Origin of the sequence: Corynebacterium sp. TAE3-ERU16 (assembly GCF_019209935.1) — a bacterium.
GTDB lineage: Bacteria > Actinomycetota > Actinomycetes > Mycobacteriales > Mycobacteriaceae > Corynebacterium > Corynebacterium antarcticum.
The window spans coordinates 348,498-366,440 of record NZ_JAHUTN010000002.1; the positions used below are offsets into that span (position 1 = coordinate 348,498).

Here is a 17,943-nt window from a genome sequence, read left to right on the forward strand (position 1 = left end):
GTGACCGGGACGAACCCGTTCCGAGATCACGCACAACCACCGTCGTCGTCCGGATGCCGGGCCCCACCCGCAGTTCCGACTGCGTTGAAGGCGTAACCCGGCCACCGGGGATTGATGTGTGGGTTCCCGGATCCCCGTGCACGGGTGCACGTCGTTGTCCGGGTCGGCGCGTCCCCTTCTTCAGCTCCTCCACCGTCACCGGCTTCCCGGGGCTGCGATCCGGACACACGCAATTGACCAGACTACCCGACCCGGCGGAGGGACACAAAACCCGCCCGGCGGCCTGACAGCCGTGACGGACGGGTTCTGTGTCGTGGAGATGGACCGACCTAGGTCAGTTTCTCGACCTGGTCGAAGGTGAGATCCACCGGGGTCTCACGGCCGAAGATCGAGACGAGCGCCTTGAGCTTGCCGCCTTCGGCGTCGATCTCGGAGATGGTCGCGGAGACGGAGGCCAGGGCGCCGGTGAGGATGGTGACGGCTTCGCCGACCTGGAAGTCCACCTCGATCTGCTTGCCCGCGGACGGGGAGGGCTGTGCGACCAGCTTCTCGCCGGAGGCGTCGACAGTCCCCTCCTCGCCCTCGACCGGGGTGGTCTCCTGCGGCATCAGGAACTTCGCGACGTCACGGTGCTTGACCGGGGTGGCGTTGCCCTCGTTGCCGACGAAGCTGGTGACCCCCGGGGTGTCGCGGACGACGGACCAGGAGCGGTCGTTGATGTCCATGCGGACGAGAACGTATCCGGGCAGGAGCTTCCGCTTGACCGGCTTCCGCTTGCCGTCCCTGATCTCGATGACCTCCTCGATCGGGACGACGACATCGTAGATCGAGTCCTCGACCTCGAGGGTCTGGGCACGCATGTCCAGGTTGGTCTTCACCTTGTTCTCGTAGCCGGAGTAGCACTGGATGATGTACCACTGGCCCGGGAGTTTCTTGAGCTCACGGAGGAACTTGCGGAGGCGCGCCTTGTACTCGGCGAGTGCCGCCTCCCCCTCGCTCTGCTCCGCAGCGTCCCCGTTGTCGTCGCCGAGCGCCGCCGCGGCCGAGGCCACGTCGGTCGGCGCCGCGGTGGTCCCGGACGCCTCCGCGCCCTCCGCTTCCGTGAGGGCGTCCTCGGCCGTGACATCACCCAGGTCCGGCTCACCGGAGTTTTCCGTCATCTGCAGGTCCGCCTCCTGCACAGGCTGCTCGGGGGTGACGGCCTCGTCGGCGTTCTCGGGGATGGTGTTGTCGTCGCTCATCTGGGTGTACTCCATTGGGTTTTCGGTCGGGTGGGCGGAGGTGCGGGCCGGGCCCGGTGGGTCTTTTCGCCACATTCTACGCCGACCCCCTCATGAAATATCCCGCCGGACCTCGTGGGGTCGGGCGGGATACTGCGTTGAAAGTGTTCGTGCACGGCATTCTAGTTGGCTGTGAGCACCTTCTCAACTCCGAGTCCGGCGAGGAAATCAACCCCGGACACCAGTGCGGTCAGGACGATCAGGAAGATGAGCACGATGATCGTGTAGATGAACATCTGCTTGGCGGTGGGCCAGATGACCTTCCGCATCTCCCGGACGACCTCGGGGAGGAAGTTGCCGACGCGCGACGCGAGGCCGGATCCCTCGTTTCCGTCACCGGAGACGGCGACGGATTCGCGCGCCTTCTTGGCGGCGTAGGAGTCGCTGCTGGTGGTGGCAACCCCCGCAACCTGTCGCTTACCGGCCGGACGCGCCGAACCTGTCGGCTTCGGCTTGTTTTCGTCGGTCACGGTGCGGTGCTCCTCGGATCTGCGTGCGCATAAAGTGTCTTGCAGGGGCGACAGGACTTGAACCTGCAACCTGCGGTTTTGGAGACCGCTGCTCTGCCAGTTGAGCTACGCCCCTTCATGCACTGCGTTCTGCAGTACGCGACTACCCTACCAGACGTACGAGGGCCGGATGTATGCGCCGTCGATCGCCCCCGTGGGCACCCGCAGGAATACCAGAGAAACACCGTCCCGACACCCTTGAGGGGCCCGGACGGTGGATCGATATCCCGGTAGCGATGGCGAGAATTGAACTCGCGACACAACGATTATGAGTCGTTTGCTCTACCACTGAGCTACACCGCCATGTGGTCGTTTCTCCACGACCGCGACCGTAGAAGACCCCGGCGGGAAAAACAACAGAGCCCCCTGACAGAATCGAACTGTCGACCTTTTCCTTACCATGGAAACGCTCTGCCGACTGAGCTAAGGGGGCACAGCCTCTTGGAATCGTACGGCATGCGCCCGCTCCGTTGAAGCCTCACAAAGATTAACCTGTTCCCACCAGGCTGCACAAATCAGCAGTTCAAAGCCATTTTTCCGGGCCCCGGACAACGCCGTCACGGACGGTCGGGAACCGGCGCGTCGGACCCGCGAGGACCCCGGAAACGGGGAAAGCCCGTTCCGGCGGATCTTCGTGGAAGATTCCGACCGGAACGGGCCGTCACGATGTGCCAGGTGATGGATTCGAACCAACGTAGGCATAGCCGACGGATTTACAGTCCGCTCCCTTTGGCCGCTCGGGCAACCTGGCGTGCGCCGCTCACGCGGTGCACTGAACACTCTACTACGCCGTGAGTGGCGCGACGCAAGTCCGCATGTCAGCAGACATTTTCCGGCTCCACACCGGTCAACCGACGCGGCTCACCGTGAATCGGGTGAGGGTGCGGAGTGCGGCGGTGGTCTCGTTCTGCGGCAGTTTCGCGAGTTCGGCCTCGGCGAGTTCCACGTAGTGGTGGACGTCAGCCAACGCCTTCTCCCTTCCCGTCGACCGGTGCAGGAGATCGAGGACCTCGGCCACCTCGTCATCATCGATGACTGGCCCCGTGAGCCGGGTCCGGAGTTCGTCCCCCACGGTGCTCTGCTCCTCCAACGCATAGAGGACGGGCAACGTGAACACGCCCTCCTTGAGGTCCGTCCCGGGGGTTTTCCCCGATTGGGTGGTGTCGGAGTAGATGTCGATGATGTCGTCGACGATCTGGAACACCGTGCCGATGGCGTATCCGAAACGGTGCAGTGCGTCAATCTGCCCGGGGGTCGCGCCACCGTGCAGCCCACCGAGAAATCCCGCGGAAGCGATGAGCACGCCGGTCTTCTCCCGGACGACCGCCCGGTAGTGCTCGATCGGGTCCCCGTCGCCGGGCCCGACCGTTTCCCGCATCTGGCCGGTGACCAGCTCTCCGAAGGTGGCGGCGAAGTGCGCGACGGTGTCGACTCCCAGCTGCGCCATGATCCTGGAGGCCCGGGCCAGCAGGTAGTCTCCGGCGAGGATCGCCATGGAGTTGCTCCACCGGCTGTTCGCGGAGTCCACCCCCCGTCGCTTGTCCGCTTCGTCCATCACGTCATCGTGGTACAGGGTGGCCAGGTGGGTCATCTCCACGACGACCGCCGCCTTGATGACGTCCGCGTTCGCAGGGTTCGCACCGTACCGGGACGCGAGGAGCGCGAACATGGGGCGGAAGCGTTTCCCGCCGGCCGCGGCGAGGTAACGGACCTTGTCGGTGACGAACCCTTCACCGACGGTGAGTTCGGCCGCGAGGAGTTCCTCGACCTCACGCATGCCGGAGGAGATCGCCTCGTTGAGTTGCTCGTCTCCCAGGTTGACGGACGCTCCCCGGGAGAACGTCTTGTCGTGGTCGCCTGGACCGTGCGTCACGGTACGGCCGTTACTCATGCGGTTGCCCTCATTGTCTTCTCGCGGCGGGCTGGACCGGCCGCCGGATTGGAGTGGTGTGCTGGGACTGATTCCGGTTCCCGGATACCGACGTCGTACGACGTCGTCTCCGTGGATGCCGCCGGGGTGATGCCACGTTCCCGCGCGACGGACCCCGCGGGCCCGGAGCGGACCCGGGATCAACCGTAGTCGACGCGGGCGGTCACCGGACACTCCGGGGTGAAAACCCGCCGGGTCCCGGAAGTGCGACAATGGAGCGGTGAGTATCTCCCGGTCCCGGACCGCATCAACCGACGTCCTCGTGGTGGGGGGTGGCCCCGCCGGAGCCTCCGCCGCGATCCACGCGGCGAACCGCGGTTTCGACGTGCTCCTCGTCGACGCCGCCCGTTTCCCACGCGACAAGACCTGCGGTGACGGACTGACCCCACGTGCGATGCACCAGTTGCAGCTTCTGGGGTTCGGGCCGGAGATCGCCGGCGGCTACCGGTCCCGCGGCCTGAAGCTGCACGGTTTCGGCGGTGACGTGACGGCACCGTGGCCCCCGTCCGCGTTCGGTCGCGAGGGATCCGCGATGCGCCGTACCGAGCTCGATGCGCTCCTGTTCGAACGCGCCCGTGCCACCGCGGGCGTGACGGTGTGGGAGGAGTGCCCCGCCGTCGACCTCTCCATCCGCGGCGGCCGGTTGGAGTCGGTGACCCTGACCGCGCCCGACGGGGGACGCAGGGTGCGGTGCGGCACGGCCGTCGTCGCCGACGGGGTCCGCTCCCCCATCGGCAAGAAGCTCGGCCGGACGTGGCACCGGGATGAGGTGTACGGGATCGCCGCCCGCGCCTACTGCACGACGCCCTTCTCCGACGAGGAGTGGATCCACTCCCATCTGGAGCTCCGTGATGGGTCGGGTGTGGCGCAGCCGGGCTACGGGTGGATCTTCCCGCTGGCCGAGGGGCACGTGAACATCGGCTGCGGGGCGCTGTCGACGACGGCACGGCCCGCCAAGGTGAACACGAAGAAGCTGCTCACACACTACGCCGGGCTCCGACGGGAGGAGTGGCGACTCGGGCCGGAGACCGACGTTGCGGGTGCCCTGCTGCCGATGGGAGGCGCGGTGAGTGGGGTGGCCGGTCCGAACTGGATGCTGATCGGGGACGCCGCGGCGTGCGTGAATCCGCTCAACGGCGAGGGGATCGACTACGGACTGGAGACCGCGCGTCTCGCGGCGGAGCTGATCGACCCACGTCGCGACCTGACGGTGGTGTGGCCCCGGGTACTGCGGGAGAACTACGGGGAGGCGTTCCTGCTGGCCCGGACCGCGGCCCGGTTGCTGACCCATCCGCAGCTGCTCCCGATGGTCGGGCCACTCGGTTTCCGGGGACCTCAGGCGGGACCGCTCATGCGCGCCACAGCGCGGTTGATGGGCAACCTCGTCACGGACGGGGACCGGGATGTGGTTGCCCGTGCGTGGCGTGCCGCCGCCGGGGGTTACTACCGGTTGCGGGGTTCCGGCCCGGTCCTCTGGGAGTGAGCCCCTACGCGGGTTTCACCGCCGAGTGCAGGGCGGTGACACCGCCGGTCAGGTTCTGCCAGCCGACCTCGGTCCAGCCGGAGGCGGCGATCTCCCGGGCGAGCTGTTCCTGGTCGGGCCAGGCGCGGATCGACTCCGCCAGATACTCGTAGGCGGAGGGGTCCGACGACACGACCCGGGCCAGGGCGGGCAGTGCGCGCATCAGGTACTCCTTGTACACCTGCGCGAACACGGGGACGACCGGGGTGGAGAACTCGGCGATCGTCAGCCGTCCGCCCGGCCGGGTCACGCGGGCCATCTCCCGGAGCCCGGCACGGGTGTCGGCGAAGTTGCGGAGTCCGAAGCTGATGGTGACCGCGTCGAAGGACCCGTCCGCGAAGGGCAGGGCGAGACCGTCGCCGGCGACCTTGGGCACGGCGCGGTGCGCACCCGCGGTGAGCATCCCGGAGGAGAAGTCGCAGGCCACACACCATGCACCGGAGCGGGCCAGCTCGACGGTGGACACGGCGGTCCCGGCGGCGAGGTCCAGGACGCGTTCACCGGGGCGGAGATTCAGGCGCTGCCGGGTGCGGCGGCGCCAGTGACGGTCGCGTCCGAGGGACAGCACCGTGTTCGTGATGTCGTACTTCGCGCCGACGGCGTCGAACATCCGCGCGACCTCGTCGGGATTCTTTTCCAGGGATGCCTTGACCACGTGTCAAGGCTACGCGACGGCTAGCGCCACCGGGCCCATGCCCCGGGCCGTACCCCGGTGGAACGTTCCGCCCGACGCTGATCCGCGAGAACCGCCGAATAGTGTCCGCGCAGTTCACCGCAGACGCCCTCCCATGTCCGTCCGGAGACCCGGTCGAGCGCCGTGGCGGACATGCCCGCCAGATTGTCCAGGACGCGGTCCACCGCCGCGGGCAGGTCCGCACTGAACGTGGCGACGTCGAGAAGGTCCCCGTTCTCGCCCGGGGTGATGAGGTCCACCGGTCCACCGGCACGCGGCCCGATGGTCGGCACACCGGAGGCCTGCGCCTCCTGGATGGTCTGGCAGAACGTCTCGAACTCGCCGGGATGGACGAACACGTCGAAGCTGGCGTACGCCCTTCCCAGGTCCTCTCCCCCGAGGGCCCCGGTGAATACCGCTCCGGGCAGTGCGTCGCGCAGGGCACCGTACTCGGGTCCGTCGCCGACGATCACGAGCTGCAGATCATCGCGTCCGGACAGGGAGGCCAGCCGACCGACGCCCTTCTCCGCGGCGAGCCGGCCGACGTAGCCGACGATGCGCCGCTCACCGGTCGGATCCCAGGAGCGGCGCAGTCGGTCACACCTGTGGACCGGGTTGAAGCGCCCGGTGTCCACGCCCCGGGCCCACCTGTGGACGTCGGTGATGCCGTGGGATCTCAACGCCTCGATCGCGGGCGTCGCGGGGGCGAGGGTCCGGGCACAGGAGTTGTGGATCAGGCGCGTCCACTCCCACGCGGCGGTCGACAGCGCCGACAGGTGGTACTTCTCGGCGAATCCGACCACGTCCGTCTGGTAGACCGCGACCGCCGGGACCTTGAGCTGCCGGGCGACGAACGCCCCCGCCGCCCCGAGGACGAACGGGCTGGCGAGGTGCACCACATCGGGCCGGAACGAACGTAACGCGTGGTTGACGGCGGGGACGGGGACCCCGACGGGCAGGGAGTTGATGAGCGGGACCATCACGGTGGGCACCCGCACCACCGGGAAACCCGCGTAGGAGACGACCTCCTCCTCGAAGTCCCGCGCACCCGGCGCGATGACGAGAGCGTCATCACCGTGGCGGTTCAGGTGCTCGAGCACCCGGAGCACGGAGTTGGTGACGCCGTTGACGTTGGGGAGGAAGGATTCGGCGACGATGGCTACACGCATGTCCCCGATGATGGACGCTCCGGTGGACGGTGAGGTCACGGGTGGGTGACAGGAGAATGACGATGTCCGTAACTATCGGTGGCGCAGGATCCGCCGGTAGTGATCCACGAGTTTCGAACAGAGGACCGGCCAGGTCCGCCCCTCGACGGCACGCCGGGCGGCGACCGACATGGTGTCCCGCCCCGCCAGGACGCGGTCCACCGCCGCGGGCAGGTCCGCACTGAACGTGGCGACGTCGAGAAGGTCCCCGTTCTCGCCCGGGGTGATGAGGTCCACCGGTCCACCGGCACGCGGCCCGATGGTCGGCACACCGGAGGCCTGCGCCTCCTGGATGGTCTGGCAGAACGTCTCGAACTCGCCGGGATGGACGAACACGTCGAAGCTCGCCATCACGCGGGCCAGCTCCGTCCCGTGGAGTGCCCCGGTGAACACCGCACCGTCCAGTACGCCCTGCAGGAGGCCTCGTTCGGGTCCGTCGCCGACGATCACGAGCTGCAGATCATCGCGTCCGGACAGGGAGGCCAGCCGACCGACGCCCTTCTCCGCGGCGAGCCGGCCGACGTAGCCGACGATGCGCCGCTCACCGGTCGGATCCCAGGAGCGGCGCAGTCGGTCACACCTGTGGACCGGGTTGAAGCGCCCGGTGTCCACGCCCCGGGCCCACCTGTGGACGTTCCGGATCCCGTGGTCGGTGAGCTCGGCGATCGCCGCGGTGGACGGCGCGAGGGTACGGGCACAGGAGTTGTGGATCATCCGGGTGACCCGCCAGGAGGCGGAGATCAGCAGCCGGAGGTGGTAGCGGAGGGCGAAGCCCGCGACATCGGTCTGGTAGACCGCGAGCGCCGGGACCTTCAACCGCCGGGCGGACAACGCACCGGCTGCCCCGAGGACGTACGGGCTGGCGAGGTGGATCACGTCAGGCCGGAAGTCACGCAGTGCCCTGTGTACCAGCGGGACCGGGACCCCGACGGGCAGGGAGTTGATGAGCGGGACCATCACGGTGGGCACCCGCACCACCGGGAAACCCGCGTAGGTGACGATCTCCTCCTCGTAGTCCCGCGCGCCCGGCGCGATGACGATCGCCTCGTGACCGTGCGCGGCCAGGTGCTCGAGGATCCGGAGCACGGAGTTGGTGACGCCGTTGACGTTGGGGAGGAAGGACTCGGCGACGACGGCAACCCGGAGACTCTGCTCAGACACCGGCGGGCCCCTCCCCGCGACGGGCGCGCCGGCGGTCCATCACCGCAATGAGCCACCAGGCGGCCGCGGCCAGGAGGCTCGCGGCGGCGGCGGTTGCGAGAGCCGGGGGGAGGGCCTGGCGGAAGTCCCTGCCGGAGATCTTCACCAGGTCGGGGTTCGAGCGGTCGTAGTCCACCCATACCCCGCTGCCGGTGGCCAGGTCCCCGGGGTAGAGCACACCTTCCTCGGGGGCCCGGAGAAGACCGCTCTCGTCGCGGTACTCGACGGTCGTCCGCCACAAGCCGCCGTCGGTTACCGTCGCGTAGGCTTGCGCCCGGTCGGCGGCGATCGTCCGGTCGTTCAGCCAGGGGCCGACGATCATGGCGAGGGCCATCAGCATGGCGGCCATCCAGAACAGGATCACCAGCTGGTGCTGACGGCGGCGTGCCCGGTCGCGGGGCACACGGGCGAGTGCCGCTCGGAGCGGATTCCGGGTCACCTGCCGACCACCTTGCCCGACAGTGCTTCGTGCAGCTTCCGCCGGGTGGAACGGGTGGTGCGGGCCTCGATGATGAGCGGCGGATGCGGGAGTTCTATCGATTCCTCGAGTTCCCGGATGAGGTCGGCGAGGGTGTCCACCGCGCGGTGTTCCCAGCCGTTGGCGGCGGCCAGGGCGGAGATGTCGACGCCGTGGGGGGTGCCGAACACGCGCTCGAAGTTGTCCCGGAGTCCGGGTGCCCCGGCTTCCAGGGTCTCGAAGATCCCGCCGCCGTCGTCGTTGGCCACGACGACGGTGAGATTGTTCGGGAACGGATCACCGGCACTGATGAACAGGCCGCCGGAGTCGTGGAGGAAGGTCACGTCGCCGAGCAGCGCGACGGTGCGTGGTGCGCGTGGTGCGGTCCGGTCCCGGGCCTGCGTGGCCAGGGCGACACCGACCGCCTGGGAGACGCTGCCGTCGATACCCGCCGCTCCGCGCGGAGCGTGGGTGGCGACGCCGTCGAAGGGGACCCCGACCAACGCGATGTCACGGACGGGATTCGACGCCCCGACGAAGAGGGTGTCACCGACCGCGAGACCGTCGGCGACCGCGGCCGCGACATGGAGGCCGGTGAAGCCCAGGTCTCCGTCCTCGAGAACCTCACGGACCGCCTCGGCCGCCTGTCCACCCGCGACGTCACAGAGTTTCAGCCACTGTTTCGTGGGCTGACCGTCCACACGTACCCGGCTGGCCACCCGGTGCGCGTTCCCGGCCGGATCGGTGTATCCGTCGGAGCGGGTGAGCACAGTGACCTCGATGCCGGGGTCGGACATCAGCGCCAGGACCTCACGGTGCAGGGTGGGGTGCCCGATGACGACGAGCTGTTCCGGACGGGTGCGCAGGACGTGCCCCTCCGCCGACACCTGTTCCCGGGTGAAGAGTCCGGCGGCCGCGGGGTGCACGGGCCGGTCGGGGGCGGGTGCGGTTGGCTCGGCGATGGTGGGGACGCCTGCGAGTTCCTCCACCGGCCAGGCACCGTCTCCGGCGATCACGAGGGTGGGCCGCGTCAGGTCGAGGTGGGCGGTACCCCAGTCGCGGTGGGGCCGGCGTGACGGTGGGTGGCCGACTGGCGGGGCGGCGGGTGCCGGTGGTTCCGGATCGACGAGCGGCGTGTCGAATGCGACGTTGAGGTGGACACGGTCGTGCGCCAGCGCACGACGGGTGACCGCGGCCGCCTGGACCGCGTCGGCACCGGCGTCGATCGTGACGCACTCGGCGAATGCCGCGAAGATGCCACGCTGGTCGATGGTCTGCGAGGCACCGGTGCCGATGAGCCGGGAGGGCCGGTCCGCGGCGAGCACGACGAGCGGGAGATCACTGTGGCGGGCCTCCACCATGGCGGGGAGGCAGTTCGCCACGGCTGTCCCCGAGGTGACGATCACGGCGGCGGGCCGGTGGTCCACCCTCGCCATTCCTAGGGCGAGGAACGCGGCGGAGCGTTCGTCGAGGCGGACGTGGAGCGTGATGTCGGTGCGGGCCGCGACGGCGAGTGCCAGCGGGGCACTCCGGGACCCGGGACAGACGACGACGTTCCGGATCCCGGCGGCGGCGAGCTCCGCGGCGATCGCGGCAGCGGTTGCGGTGGCGGGGACGGTCATGATCTGCAGAGTCTAACCGGGTTCACCCGTCCCGGTTGTCACGCACCGACCTGATGCTTCAGGCACTCCAGGGACTCGCGCAGATGGGTGTGCCAGAAGTCGACGGTGCGGGTATCCGTCGCCAGTCCCGCGAGTCGGTCGGGGTCCGGCTCCACCGGAGCACAGGAGAGATGACCGTCGACGATCGCCCGCCCGGCGGCGGCGGGATCGACGACGTCCTCGATGAAGAACCCCCCGGTCCCCAGTCCCGCCGGAGCGGGTGGGACGTCGATCTCGTCGTCGTCGGTGTGCCCGGGCAGGGCGGCCACCGCGGCGAGTCCGGCGTTCAGTCCGACGGCCGTGTCGAGTGCACTGGCGACGGTGACCGAGACCCCGTGGGCGGCGATCCTGTCCGCGATGTCGAGCAGCCGCCGCACACCACCGAGCGGCGCCACCTTCACCACCGCGACGTCGAGGGCACGGGCCTCGAGCACGGCGAACGGATCACCCGCACGCCGGATCGACTCGTCGGCGGCGACCCGGCAGAAGATCCCGGAGCGGACCAGCCGCCGGCGCAGTTCCGCCAGTTCCGCGGTGGTGGCACAGGGCTGTTCGAAGTAGTCGAGGGGACCGAACGCACGGGCCGCGTCGAGTGCGCGCTCCACGGTGAAGCCCCGGTTCGCGTCGACGCGGACCAGCGCATTCGGAACCTGCTCCCGGACCACGGCGATCCGGGCGACATCGTCGTCGAGGGTCTGTCCGGGTTCGGCGACCTTCACCTTGACCGTGCGGCAGCCCGGGAACCGGGAGAGAACACCGGGTACCTCATCGGGGGTCACGGCGGGGACCGTCGCGTTGATCTCGATACGGTCGCGTTCCGGGGCGGGCGCCCCGAGGTACGCCATCTCGACCGCGCCGGCCAGCCAGGCCGCGGCCTCCCCCGGACCGTAGTCACGGAAGGGCGCGAACTCGCCCCAACCGGCGGGGCCGTCGATGAGCAGCGCCTCCCGGCCGGTGATCCCCCGGAACCGCACCCTCATCGGCAGGGCGACGACGTGCGAACGGCCGATGAGCTCATCGGCGTCGAGGGTCGAGACGAGCTCGATGAGGCGGGGATCCAGGGGGGCGTGGGTGAACGGCATGGTACCCAGAATACGAAACGCTACCGTTGTCCCCATGGACACACCGGACTACAGCACCGACAATCCCTTCGACCCGACGCAGTGGCGTGAGGTCCCGGGCTTCGACTTCACCGACATCACCTATCACCGACACGTCGGTGAGGGACGGGTGGATGGCATCGTGCGCATCGCCTTCGACCGCCCCGAGGTACGCAACGCCTTCCGCCCGCACACCGTCGACGAGCTCTACCGCGCGCTCGACCACGCCCGTCGCACCCCCGATGTGGGTTGCATACTTCTGACCGGAAACGGTCCCAGCGGGAAGGACGGCGGTTGGGCCTTCTGCTCGGGCGGGGACCAGCGCATCCGCGGGCGGTCCGGCTACCGGTACGCCGACGGCGAGACCGCCGACACCGTGGACGCGGAGCGCGAGAAGGTCGAGGGGGGCCGCCTGCACATCCTCGAGGTCCAGCGGCTGATCCGCACGATGCCCAAGGTGGTCATCGCGGTGGTCAACGGGTGGGCCGCCGGCGGCGGACATTCCCTGCACGTCGTCTGCGACCTGACGATCGCCTCCCGCCAGGAGGCGCGGTTCAAGCAGACCGACGCGGATGTGGGGTCCTTCGACGCCGGCTACGGTTCGGCGTATCTGGCGAAGCAGGTGGGACAGAAGTACGCCCGGGAGATCTTCTTCCTCGGGCGGACGTATGACGCCGACCGGATGCAGCAGATGGGGGCGGTGAATGAGGTCGCGGACCACGGGGCACTGGAGGACACCGCCGTGGAGTGGGCCCGGGCGATCAACGGGAAGTCCCCCACCGCCCAGCGGATGCTGAAGTTCGCCTTCAACCTCACCGACGACGGATTGATGGGTCAGCAGGTGTTCGCCGGCGAGGCGACGCGCCTGGCGTACATGACGGATGAGGCGGTGGAGGGCAGGGACAGCTTCCTCGAGAAGCGTACCCCCGACTGGTCCGCGTTCCCGTACTACTATTGATCGGACCCCCGGGTACGGGAGGGACCGGGAACCAACCCGCCGATCGGCAGAATTCACCTAAAGTTCATCTTTCCGTTTCCGGCCCATCGCGGTGACCGGCCCTGGGCCCCACCACCGCTCCCGACACACCCCACCTCACGGTAAACGCAGGTGAAACAATGGGGGAACGTAAACCATCGGGTGAGGAAACTACAGTTTAATACCCCCATTTGTGCAAAATCATCGGACGGGAGCCATCCGGACCTTCCGATCACCTGTTCTTTCCGCCATGACAGGGGCAGATCTGCGGCATACTCCTTTGATGTGACCGAATTGATCATCCTGCTCATCGTGGTTGTCACGGCTCTCGCCTTCGACTTCACCAACGGCTTCCACGACACCGGCAACGCCATGGCCACATCAATCGCCACCGGGGCGCTCCGCCCGAAGGTCGCGGTGACGCTCTCGGCCGTCCTGAATCTGGTCGGTGCGTTTCTGTCGGTGGAGGTCGCCACAACGGTGGCCAAGGGGGTCGTCGACCTCGACCAGTTCAACCTCGCGGACCCGGGGCAGGCGCACCAGCTGCTCCTCGTCGTCTTCGCTGGCCTGATAGGCGGCATCGTCTGGAACCTGATGACCTGGCTGCTCGGCATCCCCTCCTCATCGTCGCACGCCCTCGTCGGTGGTCTCATCGGCGCGGCGGTGGCGTCCCTGGGAATGCAGGGTGTCGCCTGGAACGGCGTGCTCGCGAAGGTCGTCGTCCCCGCTCTCTGCGCTCCCGTCGTCGCCGGTCTGGTCGCCACGGTCGGAACCTCACTGGTGTACCGGTTCACCCGCCCGGTCGCCGAGAACGACAAGAACCGGTATTTCCGCTGGGGACAGATCGGCTCCGCTTCCCTCGTCTCCCTGGCCCACGGCACCAATGACGCGCAGAAGACGATGGGCGTCATCTTCCTCGCGCTCGTAGCGACGGGCGGCCTCGGAGCGGACGCGGGTATCCCCTTCTGGGTCAAGTTCTCCTGCGCCATCGCCATCGCGCTCGGCACCTACATGGGTGGCTGGCGGGTCATCCGCACCCTCGGCAAGGGCCTGGTGGAGATCGATTCCCCACAGGGGATGGCGGCAGAGACCTCCTCCGCCGCCATCATCCTCACCTCCTCCCACTTCGGTATGGCGCTGTCCACCACCCACGTCGCAACCGGATCGATCATGGGGTCCGGGCTCGGACGGAAGGGTGCGGAGGTCCGCTGGAGCGTCGCCGGCCGAATGGCCGTCGCCTGGATGATCACCCTGCCCGCCGCGGCACTCGTCGGCGGACTGACGTGGCTGCTCGCCCACACGGTCGGCACCGCCACGGATGACCTCGTGGGGGTCATCCTCGCCTTCGCCGTCCTGGTCATCCTCGCCGGCCTCATCTTCGTCCGGTCCCGCCGCGCTCCGGTCAACTCCGGCAACGTCAACGCAGACTGGGACGCAACGACCAACCGTGTCGCACCACCGGTGGCGGTCATCCCCGATCACGAGGACCCGTTGAGCCCGGCCGACACCGTCGGCACCCGAATCAGTGACTCCGCCGAGAGGACCGTCCGATGAGCGCCGCCACCCTGATATCCGATCTGCTGCAGGTACTCCTGGCCGGACTCGTCCTCGGCGCCGGACTCCCGGCCCTGTTCGCGGTCGGCATCCGCCTGGCGACCCCCGCAGCGACCAGTACGGCGCAGAGCGTTCCCGTGTGGCGGAAGGGGCTCGCGGGCCTGTGTTTCGCGGTGATCATCGGTGCGATCATCCTCGGCATCATGTGGATCACCAAGGGTGTCTTCCACGACGCCTTCGGACTCGACCCGTTCGGCACCGAGGCCCACTGATCCCACCCCGGACCGCTTCCGGCCCCGGCACGCAGATCTCCTGCGAGCCGGGGCCGGACTTTTTCAGCCCGGCCGGGAAATTCCCGGCTTGCACCCCGGCGGACTGATCGCTAATCTAATCAATCATTGTTATTCACCAACTAATTCTGCACCCCATCATCGTTGATCGTCCACTAACTGATCCGGTGGCGCAGACCACGCGGATCCCTCGCGATCCCCCCCAAGAAAGGAGGCCGGCACAATGTCCCTGCTCCACGTGTCCGCCACGAGTCCACTACGCGGTGCAGTCGGCCGGATTCTCAACTGGCTGCGCCCGGCGCCGGCACCTGTGCCCGCTCCCCTGACCGTCCTCGCCGAACCCGCGAAGATCCGGGAACTGCTCAAAGAGGATGACGACATCTTCGTCTGGTACCTCATCGAAGCCGGCATGACCCCTGCGACCAGGGAGGACGTCGAACTCGCCTGGATCATCCTCCACGGACTGCGCCCCAGCGAGGAAACCGTCTCCCACCTCCGCGACGAGGTCCTCGAGCCGCTCGGGCTCAACGCCGGTTAAGCGACACCGCACCGGGACGTAGACTCTGCTCCCATGAGCACCCGAATCCTGCGTCCGCTGCCCGTCCCCCCGGACGATCCCGCGGCGGTACTCCCCGACCTCGCCGAGGCAATCGCCGGAAACGCCACCTGGCTTCCGGTGCCGGGTGGACCGGGGCGGGCGGACCGGGACCGGGCGGATCTGCTGATCCGCTCCCAACGTTGCGGAGAACCCGTGGACCCGGGGACCTCGGTCGTGGTCGCCACCTCAGGATCGACGGGAACACCCAAGGGCGCTCTCCTGACCCCCGCCAATCTCGTCGCCGCTGCGGACTCCACCCATTCGGCGTTGGCCGGGGAGGGCCACTGGCTTCTGGCGATGCCCGGCCATCACATCGCGGGCCTGCAGGTTCTGGTCCGGGCACTGGTGGCCGGAACCGAACCGGCCTGTCTCGACGTCTCCACCGGTTTCCACGTGGAAGCGTTCGCCGACCTGTCCGCCCGACTGTCCGCCACCGCCGCATCAGAGGGACTTCCCGTCTACACCGCACTGGTCCCGCTGCAGCTCGCCAAGGCCCTGGACACCCTCACCGGCATCGAGGCACTCCGCGGATTCGACGCGATTCTCGTCGGCGGTGGTCACCTCCCCCGGCATATCCGGAGCTCCTGCGACCGCCTCGGAATCCGCGTCGTCGCCACCTACGGATCATCCGAGACCACCGGTGGCTGCGTGTACGACGGACGCCCGGTACCCGGAGCCGGGGTCAGGATCCGTGACGGCCGCATCCACCTCGGCGGGCCGATGATCGCGGCCGGCTACCGGACCGCACCCCCGGACGACGACTCCTTCGCCGAACCCGGCTGGTTCGCGACACACGACCGCGGGGAGATCAACGACGGAGTACTCACCGTCACCGGACGCCTGGACGACATCATCGACTCCGGTGGGCTGAAACTGGACCCCGGCATCATCGAGAACGCGATGCTCGACATCGGAGGAATCGACTCGGCCTGTGTCGTCGGCGTGCCCCACCCACGACTCGGGCAGGCCGTGGTGGCGGCCTACACCGGCTCGATCGAACCGTGGGAGGTCGTCGAGGGCCTGGATGATCTGCCCAGGTGGCAACTGCCGAAGGAGATCCGCCGCCTGGCGACGATGCCTGCCACCGGCCCCGGAAAACCCGACCGTGACGCCGTCAGGAGGCTGTTCGCCGCACGGAAACGGTGAACGCGGGTGCGGGGTGCCGATTGAGCACGCGACACGGCGGTCCGCCAAGATGGTGACATGGCTGATTCAACCACCACCCCGTCACCCCGGCCCGCGGACTGGATCGAGGGAGCTCGTCCCCACACCTGGCCGAACGCATTCGCACCCGTCATCGCGGGCTCGGGAGCGGCCGCCGCAGTCGGCGGATTCGTCGCCTGGAAGGCGGTCTTCGCGGCAGTGGTCGCCCTCGCACTCATCATCGGGGTCAACTACGCCAACGACTACTCGGACGGCATCCGCGGCACCGACGATGATCGCTCGGGCCCGCTCCGGCTGACCGGGTCCGGACTCGCCCGCCCTGAACATGTCCGGGCGGCCGCGTTCGCCGCCTTCGGTGTGGCCGGTGTGTTCGGACTCGTCCTCGCCGCGACGAGCGCGTGGTGGTTGATCCTTCTGGGCGTGGCGTGCATCGCGGGCGCGTGGTTCTACACCGGCGGGAAGAACCCCTACGGGTACCGGGGACTCGGCGAGGTCGCCGTTTTCGTGTTCTTCGGTCTCGTGGCGGTGCTCGGCACCGAATTCACGCAGGCCGGCCGGATCACGTGGACCGGACTGGCCGCCGCGGTCGCGGTGGGCTGCTTCTCCTCCGCGGTGAACCTGGCCAACAACCTCCGGGACATTCCCACCGACGCGGACAGCGGAAAGATCACCCTCGCGGTCCGGCTCGGGGACCCGGGAACCCGCCGCGTGTGGGTCCTTCTCGCCGGGGCTCCCTATCTGCTGAGCCTGGCCATCGCCGCCGCGCACCTTCCGGCACTCGCCGCGGTCATCGCGCTACCGGTGTCGGTCGTGGCCGCCGAGCCGGTGGTTCGGGAACGGACGGGACGGGATCTCATTCCGGTCCTCGGCGCCACCGGGAAGGCCATGCTCCTGTGGTCGACGGTCACGGCGATCTCGCTGGCACTCAGCTGAACACGCTTCTGGACCGTGAAGTCAGCGGGCGGCCAGCTGGCTCTTGACCCACTCCTTGTGCGCCTGCCGCTGCGCATTCCACACAGCCAGATTCCGGGTCACCCTGAGGCGTAATGACCGGAACACGAACATCGAGAGCGGGAACGCGACCAGCAGTGCCAGCAGCGATGAGATGACCAGCGGAACAGGTGCACCGATGAGGATGGCCAGTCCCTGGATGATCACGGTCAGCAGAAGGAACAGGCCCAACCGGGCCAGGCCGTAGAGCACCATGTCCCGTCGGACGCGACCACGTAGTTCCCGGTCGAGTTCCGGGGCATCATTGACGGCATTTTCACTCACATCCACCGACACTACTAAACACCGGTACAGGGACCGTATTGTTGTTGGGGTAAACCCTGTCGGAAGGAATCCCCTGTGGGACGTCTCATACTGCTGCTCCTGATCATCGTCGTCGTCGTTCTGGTGTGGAAGGCCTTCGGCCCCGGGAGTCGCCGGCGCTACCGCACGACACCGGTGCAACCGCAGATCAAGGGCCCGGACGACGACGATGAGTTCCTCTGGAGCATCAAGAAACAGCGTTTCAAGGAACGCCGGGCGGCCGAGCAGGCCGCCCGCGAAGAGGAGGAGCGCATGCGGCGGGCACGGGAAAAGTACACGCAGCGGCCGGAAACGTCGACCGAAGGCGACGGATCCGACGATCCGGACTCCTCCCCGAAGTGACTTTAATCACTTTCCGGACCTGCACCATATCCTCATCACCGGCACCATCGGCCGACCGACGCTGAATCGCCACCAATTCAGGTACCCCGCCGCCCGTGCCACATAGGTCCAGCACACCCCCGGTTTCTGGACGTGCGGGGACCGGGCCCGGAACCCGGAACGGAC

18 protein-coding genes and 4 tRNA genes are annotated in these 17,943 nt (G+C 68.3%); 8 read left to right on the top strand and 14 right to left on the bottom strand.

Features of this window, described 5'->3' with window-relative positions:
* Positions 1–329 precede the first annotated feature (329 nt).
* From nusG to KRX55_RS03755, 7 genes are all read right to left on the bottom strand, one after another.
* A complete protein-coding gene (gene nusG, locus KRX55_RS03725) occupies positions 330–1,133 on the bottom strand; it encodes a transcription termination/antitermination protein NusG (protein WP_218406509.1) in 804 nt (267 codons plus the stop codon).
* Positions 1,134–1,402: 269 nt separating this feature from the next.
* Entirely contained in the window at positions 1,403–1,750 is a 348-nt protein-coding gene (secE, locus tag KRX55_RS03730; protein WP_218406459.1) for a preprotein translocase subunit SecE, read from the bottom strand.
* Positions 1,751–1,792: 42 nt separating this feature from the next.
* Positions 1,793–1,865 (bottom strand) — tRNA-Trp (locus KRX55_RS03735).
* A 155-nt stretch (positions 1,866–2,020) separates the two neighbouring features.
* Positions 2,021–2,092: transfer RNA gene (locus KRX55_RS03740), tRNA-Met, on the bottom strand.
* A 57-nt stretch (positions 2,093–2,149) separates the two neighbouring features.
* A tRNA-Thr gene (locus KRX55_RS03745) sits at positions 2,150–2,222 on the bottom strand.
* Positions 2,223–2,458: 236 nt separating this feature from the next.
* Positions 2,459–2,540, bottom strand: a tRNA-Tyr gene (locus KRX55_RS03750).
* A gap of 96 nt (positions 2,541–2,636) precedes the next feature.
* Positions 2,637–3,680 (bottom strand): polyprenyl synthetase family protein, encoded by a 1,044-nt coding sequence (locus KRX55_RS03755; protein WP_218406460.1) that lies wholly within the window; start codon positions 3,678–3,680, stop codon positions 2,637–2,639.
* Between the two features lie 265 nt (positions 3,681–3,945).
* On the opposite strand from KRX55_RS03755, the gene KRX55_RS03760 reads away from it, so the two are divergent.
* Positions 3,946–5,202, top strand: a complete 1,257-nt coding sequence (locus tag KRX55_RS03760) for a geranylgeranyl reductase family protein (RefSeq protein ID WP_218406510.1) — start codon at positions 3,946–3,948, stop codon at positions 5,200–5,202.
* A 4-nt stretch (positions 5,203–5,206) separates the two neighbouring features.
* Here the strand turns inward: KRX55_RS03760 and KRX55_RS03765 are convergent, their stop codons facing one another.
* The 6 genes from KRX55_RS03765 to KRX55_RS03790 form a co-directional block, all read right to left on the bottom strand.
* Positions 5,207–5,896 (bottom strand): demethylmenaquinone methyltransferase, encoded by a 690-nt coding sequence (locus tag KRX55_RS03765; RefSeq protein ID WP_218406461.1) that lies wholly within the window; start codon positions 5,894–5,896, stop codon positions 5,207–5,209.
* 20 nt (positions 5,897–5,916) lie between these two features.
* The gene (locus KRX55_RS03770) at positions 5,917–7,083 is read right to left on the bottom strand and encodes a glycosyltransferase family 4 protein (protein ID WP_218406462.1); all 1,167 of its coding nucleotides are present in this window, start codon (positions 7,081–7,083) and stop codon (positions 5,917–5,919) included.
* A 72-nt stretch (positions 7,084–7,155) separates the two neighbouring features.
* Complete coding sequence (locus KRX55_RS03775; RefSeq protein ID WP_218406463.1) at positions 7,156–8,283, bottom strand: glycosyltransferase family 4 protein; 1,128 nt, start codon at positions 8,281–8,283, stop codon at positions 7,156–7,158.
* On the bottom strand, positions 8,276–8,761 hold the full coding sequence (locus tag KRX55_RS03780; protein ID WP_218406464.1) for a DUF3592 domain-containing protein: 486 nt from the start codon (positions 8,759–8,761) through the stop codon (positions 8,276–8,278). Before KRX55_RS03780 ends, KRX55_RS03775 begins: the two co-directional genes overlap by 8 nt.
* Entirely contained in the window at positions 8,758–10,401 is a 1,644-nt protein-coding gene (menD, locus tag KRX55_RS03785; RefSeq protein ID WP_218406465.1) for a 2-succinyl-5-enolpyruvyl-6-hydroxy-3-cyclohexene-1-carboxylic-acid synthase, read from the bottom strand. Before menD ends, KRX55_RS03780 begins: the two co-directional genes overlap by 4 nt.
* A 38-nt stretch (positions 10,402–10,439) precedes the next feature.
* The gene (locus tag KRX55_RS03790; RefSeq protein WP_218406466.1) at positions 10,440–11,522 is read right to left on the bottom strand and encodes an o-succinylbenzoate synthase; all 1,083 of its coding nucleotides are present in this window, start codon (positions 11,520–11,522) and stop codon (positions 10,440–10,442) included.
* A 34-nt stretch (positions 11,523–11,556) separates the two neighbouring features.
* Between KRX55_RS03790 and KRX55_RS03795 the strand changes: the two genes are divergently transcribed.
* From KRX55_RS03795 to KRX55_RS03820, 6 genes are all read left to right on the top strand, one after another.
* Positions 11,557–12,498 carry a 1,4-dihydroxy-2-naphthoyl-CoA synthase gene (locus tag KRX55_RS03795; RefSeq protein WP_218406467.1) on the top strand — a complete coding sequence of 314 codons (942 nt, stop codon included), beginning with the start codon at positions 11,557–11,559 and terminating at the stop codon, positions 12,496–12,498.
* Between the two features lie 303 nt (positions 12,499–12,801).
* Positions 12,802–14,070, top strand: a complete 1,269-nt coding sequence (locus KRX55_RS03800) for an inorganic phosphate transporter (RefSeq protein WP_218406468.1) — start codon at positions 12,802–12,804, stop codon at positions 14,068–14,070.
* Entirely contained in the window at positions 14,067–14,342 is a 276-nt protein-coding gene (locus KRX55_RS03805; protein ID WP_200257811.1) for a hypothetical protein, read from the top strand. The genes KRX55_RS03800 and KRX55_RS03805 overlap by 4 nt, the downstream gene beginning before the upstream one ends.
* 241 nt (positions 14,343–14,583) lie before the next feature.
* Positions 14,584–14,898, top strand: a complete 315-nt coding sequence (locus KRX55_RS03810) for a hypothetical protein (RefSeq protein ID WP_218406469.1) — start codon at positions 14,584–14,586, stop codon at positions 14,896–14,898.
* 33 nt (positions 14,899–14,931) lie between these two features.
* Positions 14,932–16,104, top strand: coding sequence for an o-succinylbenzoate--CoA ligase (menE, locus tag KRX55_RS03815; RefSeq protein WP_218406470.1), 1,173 nt, complete (start codon positions 14,932–14,934; stop codon positions 16,102–16,104).
* Positions 16,105–16,161: 57 nt separating this feature from the next.
* Positions 16,162–17,055, top strand: coding sequence for a 1,4-dihydroxy-2-naphthoate polyprenyltransferase (locus KRX55_RS03820; protein WP_218406471.1), 894 nt, complete (start codon positions 16,162–16,164; stop codon positions 17,053–17,055).
* Positions 17,056–17,076: 21 nt separating this feature from the next.
* Here the strand turns inward: KRX55_RS03820 and KRX55_RS03825 are convergent, their stop codons facing one another.
* Complete coding sequence (locus KRX55_RS03825) at positions 17,077–17,397, bottom strand: DUF4229 domain-containing protein (RefSeq protein ID WP_370625744.1); 321 nt, start codon at positions 17,395–17,397, stop codon at positions 17,077–17,079.
* A gap of 75 nt (positions 17,398–17,472) precedes the next feature.
* Between KRX55_RS03825 and KRX55_RS03830 the strand changes: the two genes are divergently transcribed.
* Positions 17,473–17,778, top strand: a complete 306-nt coding sequence (locus KRX55_RS03830) for a hypothetical protein (RefSeq protein WP_218406472.1) — start codon at positions 17,473–17,475, stop codon at positions 17,776–17,778.
* The last annotated feature ends 165 nt before the right edge of the window (positions 17,779–17,943 follow it).

Excerpts from the sequence above, each read along its gene's own strand:
- KRX55_RS03795 (WP_218406467.1), top strand. The coding sequence starts at position 11,557 with ATGGACACACCGGACTACAGCACCGACAATCCCTTCGACCCGACGCAG.
- KRX55_RS03810 (WP_218406469.1), top strand. The coding sequence starts at position 14,584 with ATGTCCCTGCTCCACGTGTCCGCCACGAGTCCACTACGCGGTGCAGTC.
- KRX55_RS03770 (WP_218406462.1), bottom strand. The coding sequence starts at position 7,083 with ATGCGTGTAGCCATCGTCGCCGAATCCTTCCTCCCCAACGTCAACGGC.
- KRX55_RS03790 (WP_218406466.1), bottom strand. The coding sequence starts at position 11,522 with ATGCCGTTCACCCACGCCCCCCTGGATCCCCGCCTCATCGAGCTCGTC.
- KRX55_RS03820 (WP_218406471.1), top strand. The coding sequence starts at position 16,162 with ATGGCTGATTCAACCACCACCCCGTCACCCCGGCCCGCGGACTGGATC.
- menE (WP_218406470.1), top strand. The coding sequence starts at position 14,932 with ATGAGCACCCGAATCCTGCGTCCGCTGCCCGTCCCCCCGGACGATCCC.
- menD (WP_218406465.1), bottom strand. The coding sequence starts at position 10,401 with ATGACCGTCCCCGCCACCGCAACCGCTGCCGCGATCGCCGCGGAGCTC.
- KRX55_RS03805 (WP_200257811.1), top strand. The coding sequence starts at position 14,067 with ATGAGCGCCGCCACCCTGATATCCGATCTGCTGCAGGTACTCCTGGCC.
- KRX55_RS03755 (WP_218406460.1), bottom strand. The coding sequence starts at position 3,680 with ATGAGTAACGGCCGTACCGTGACGCACGGTCCAGGCGACCACGACAAG.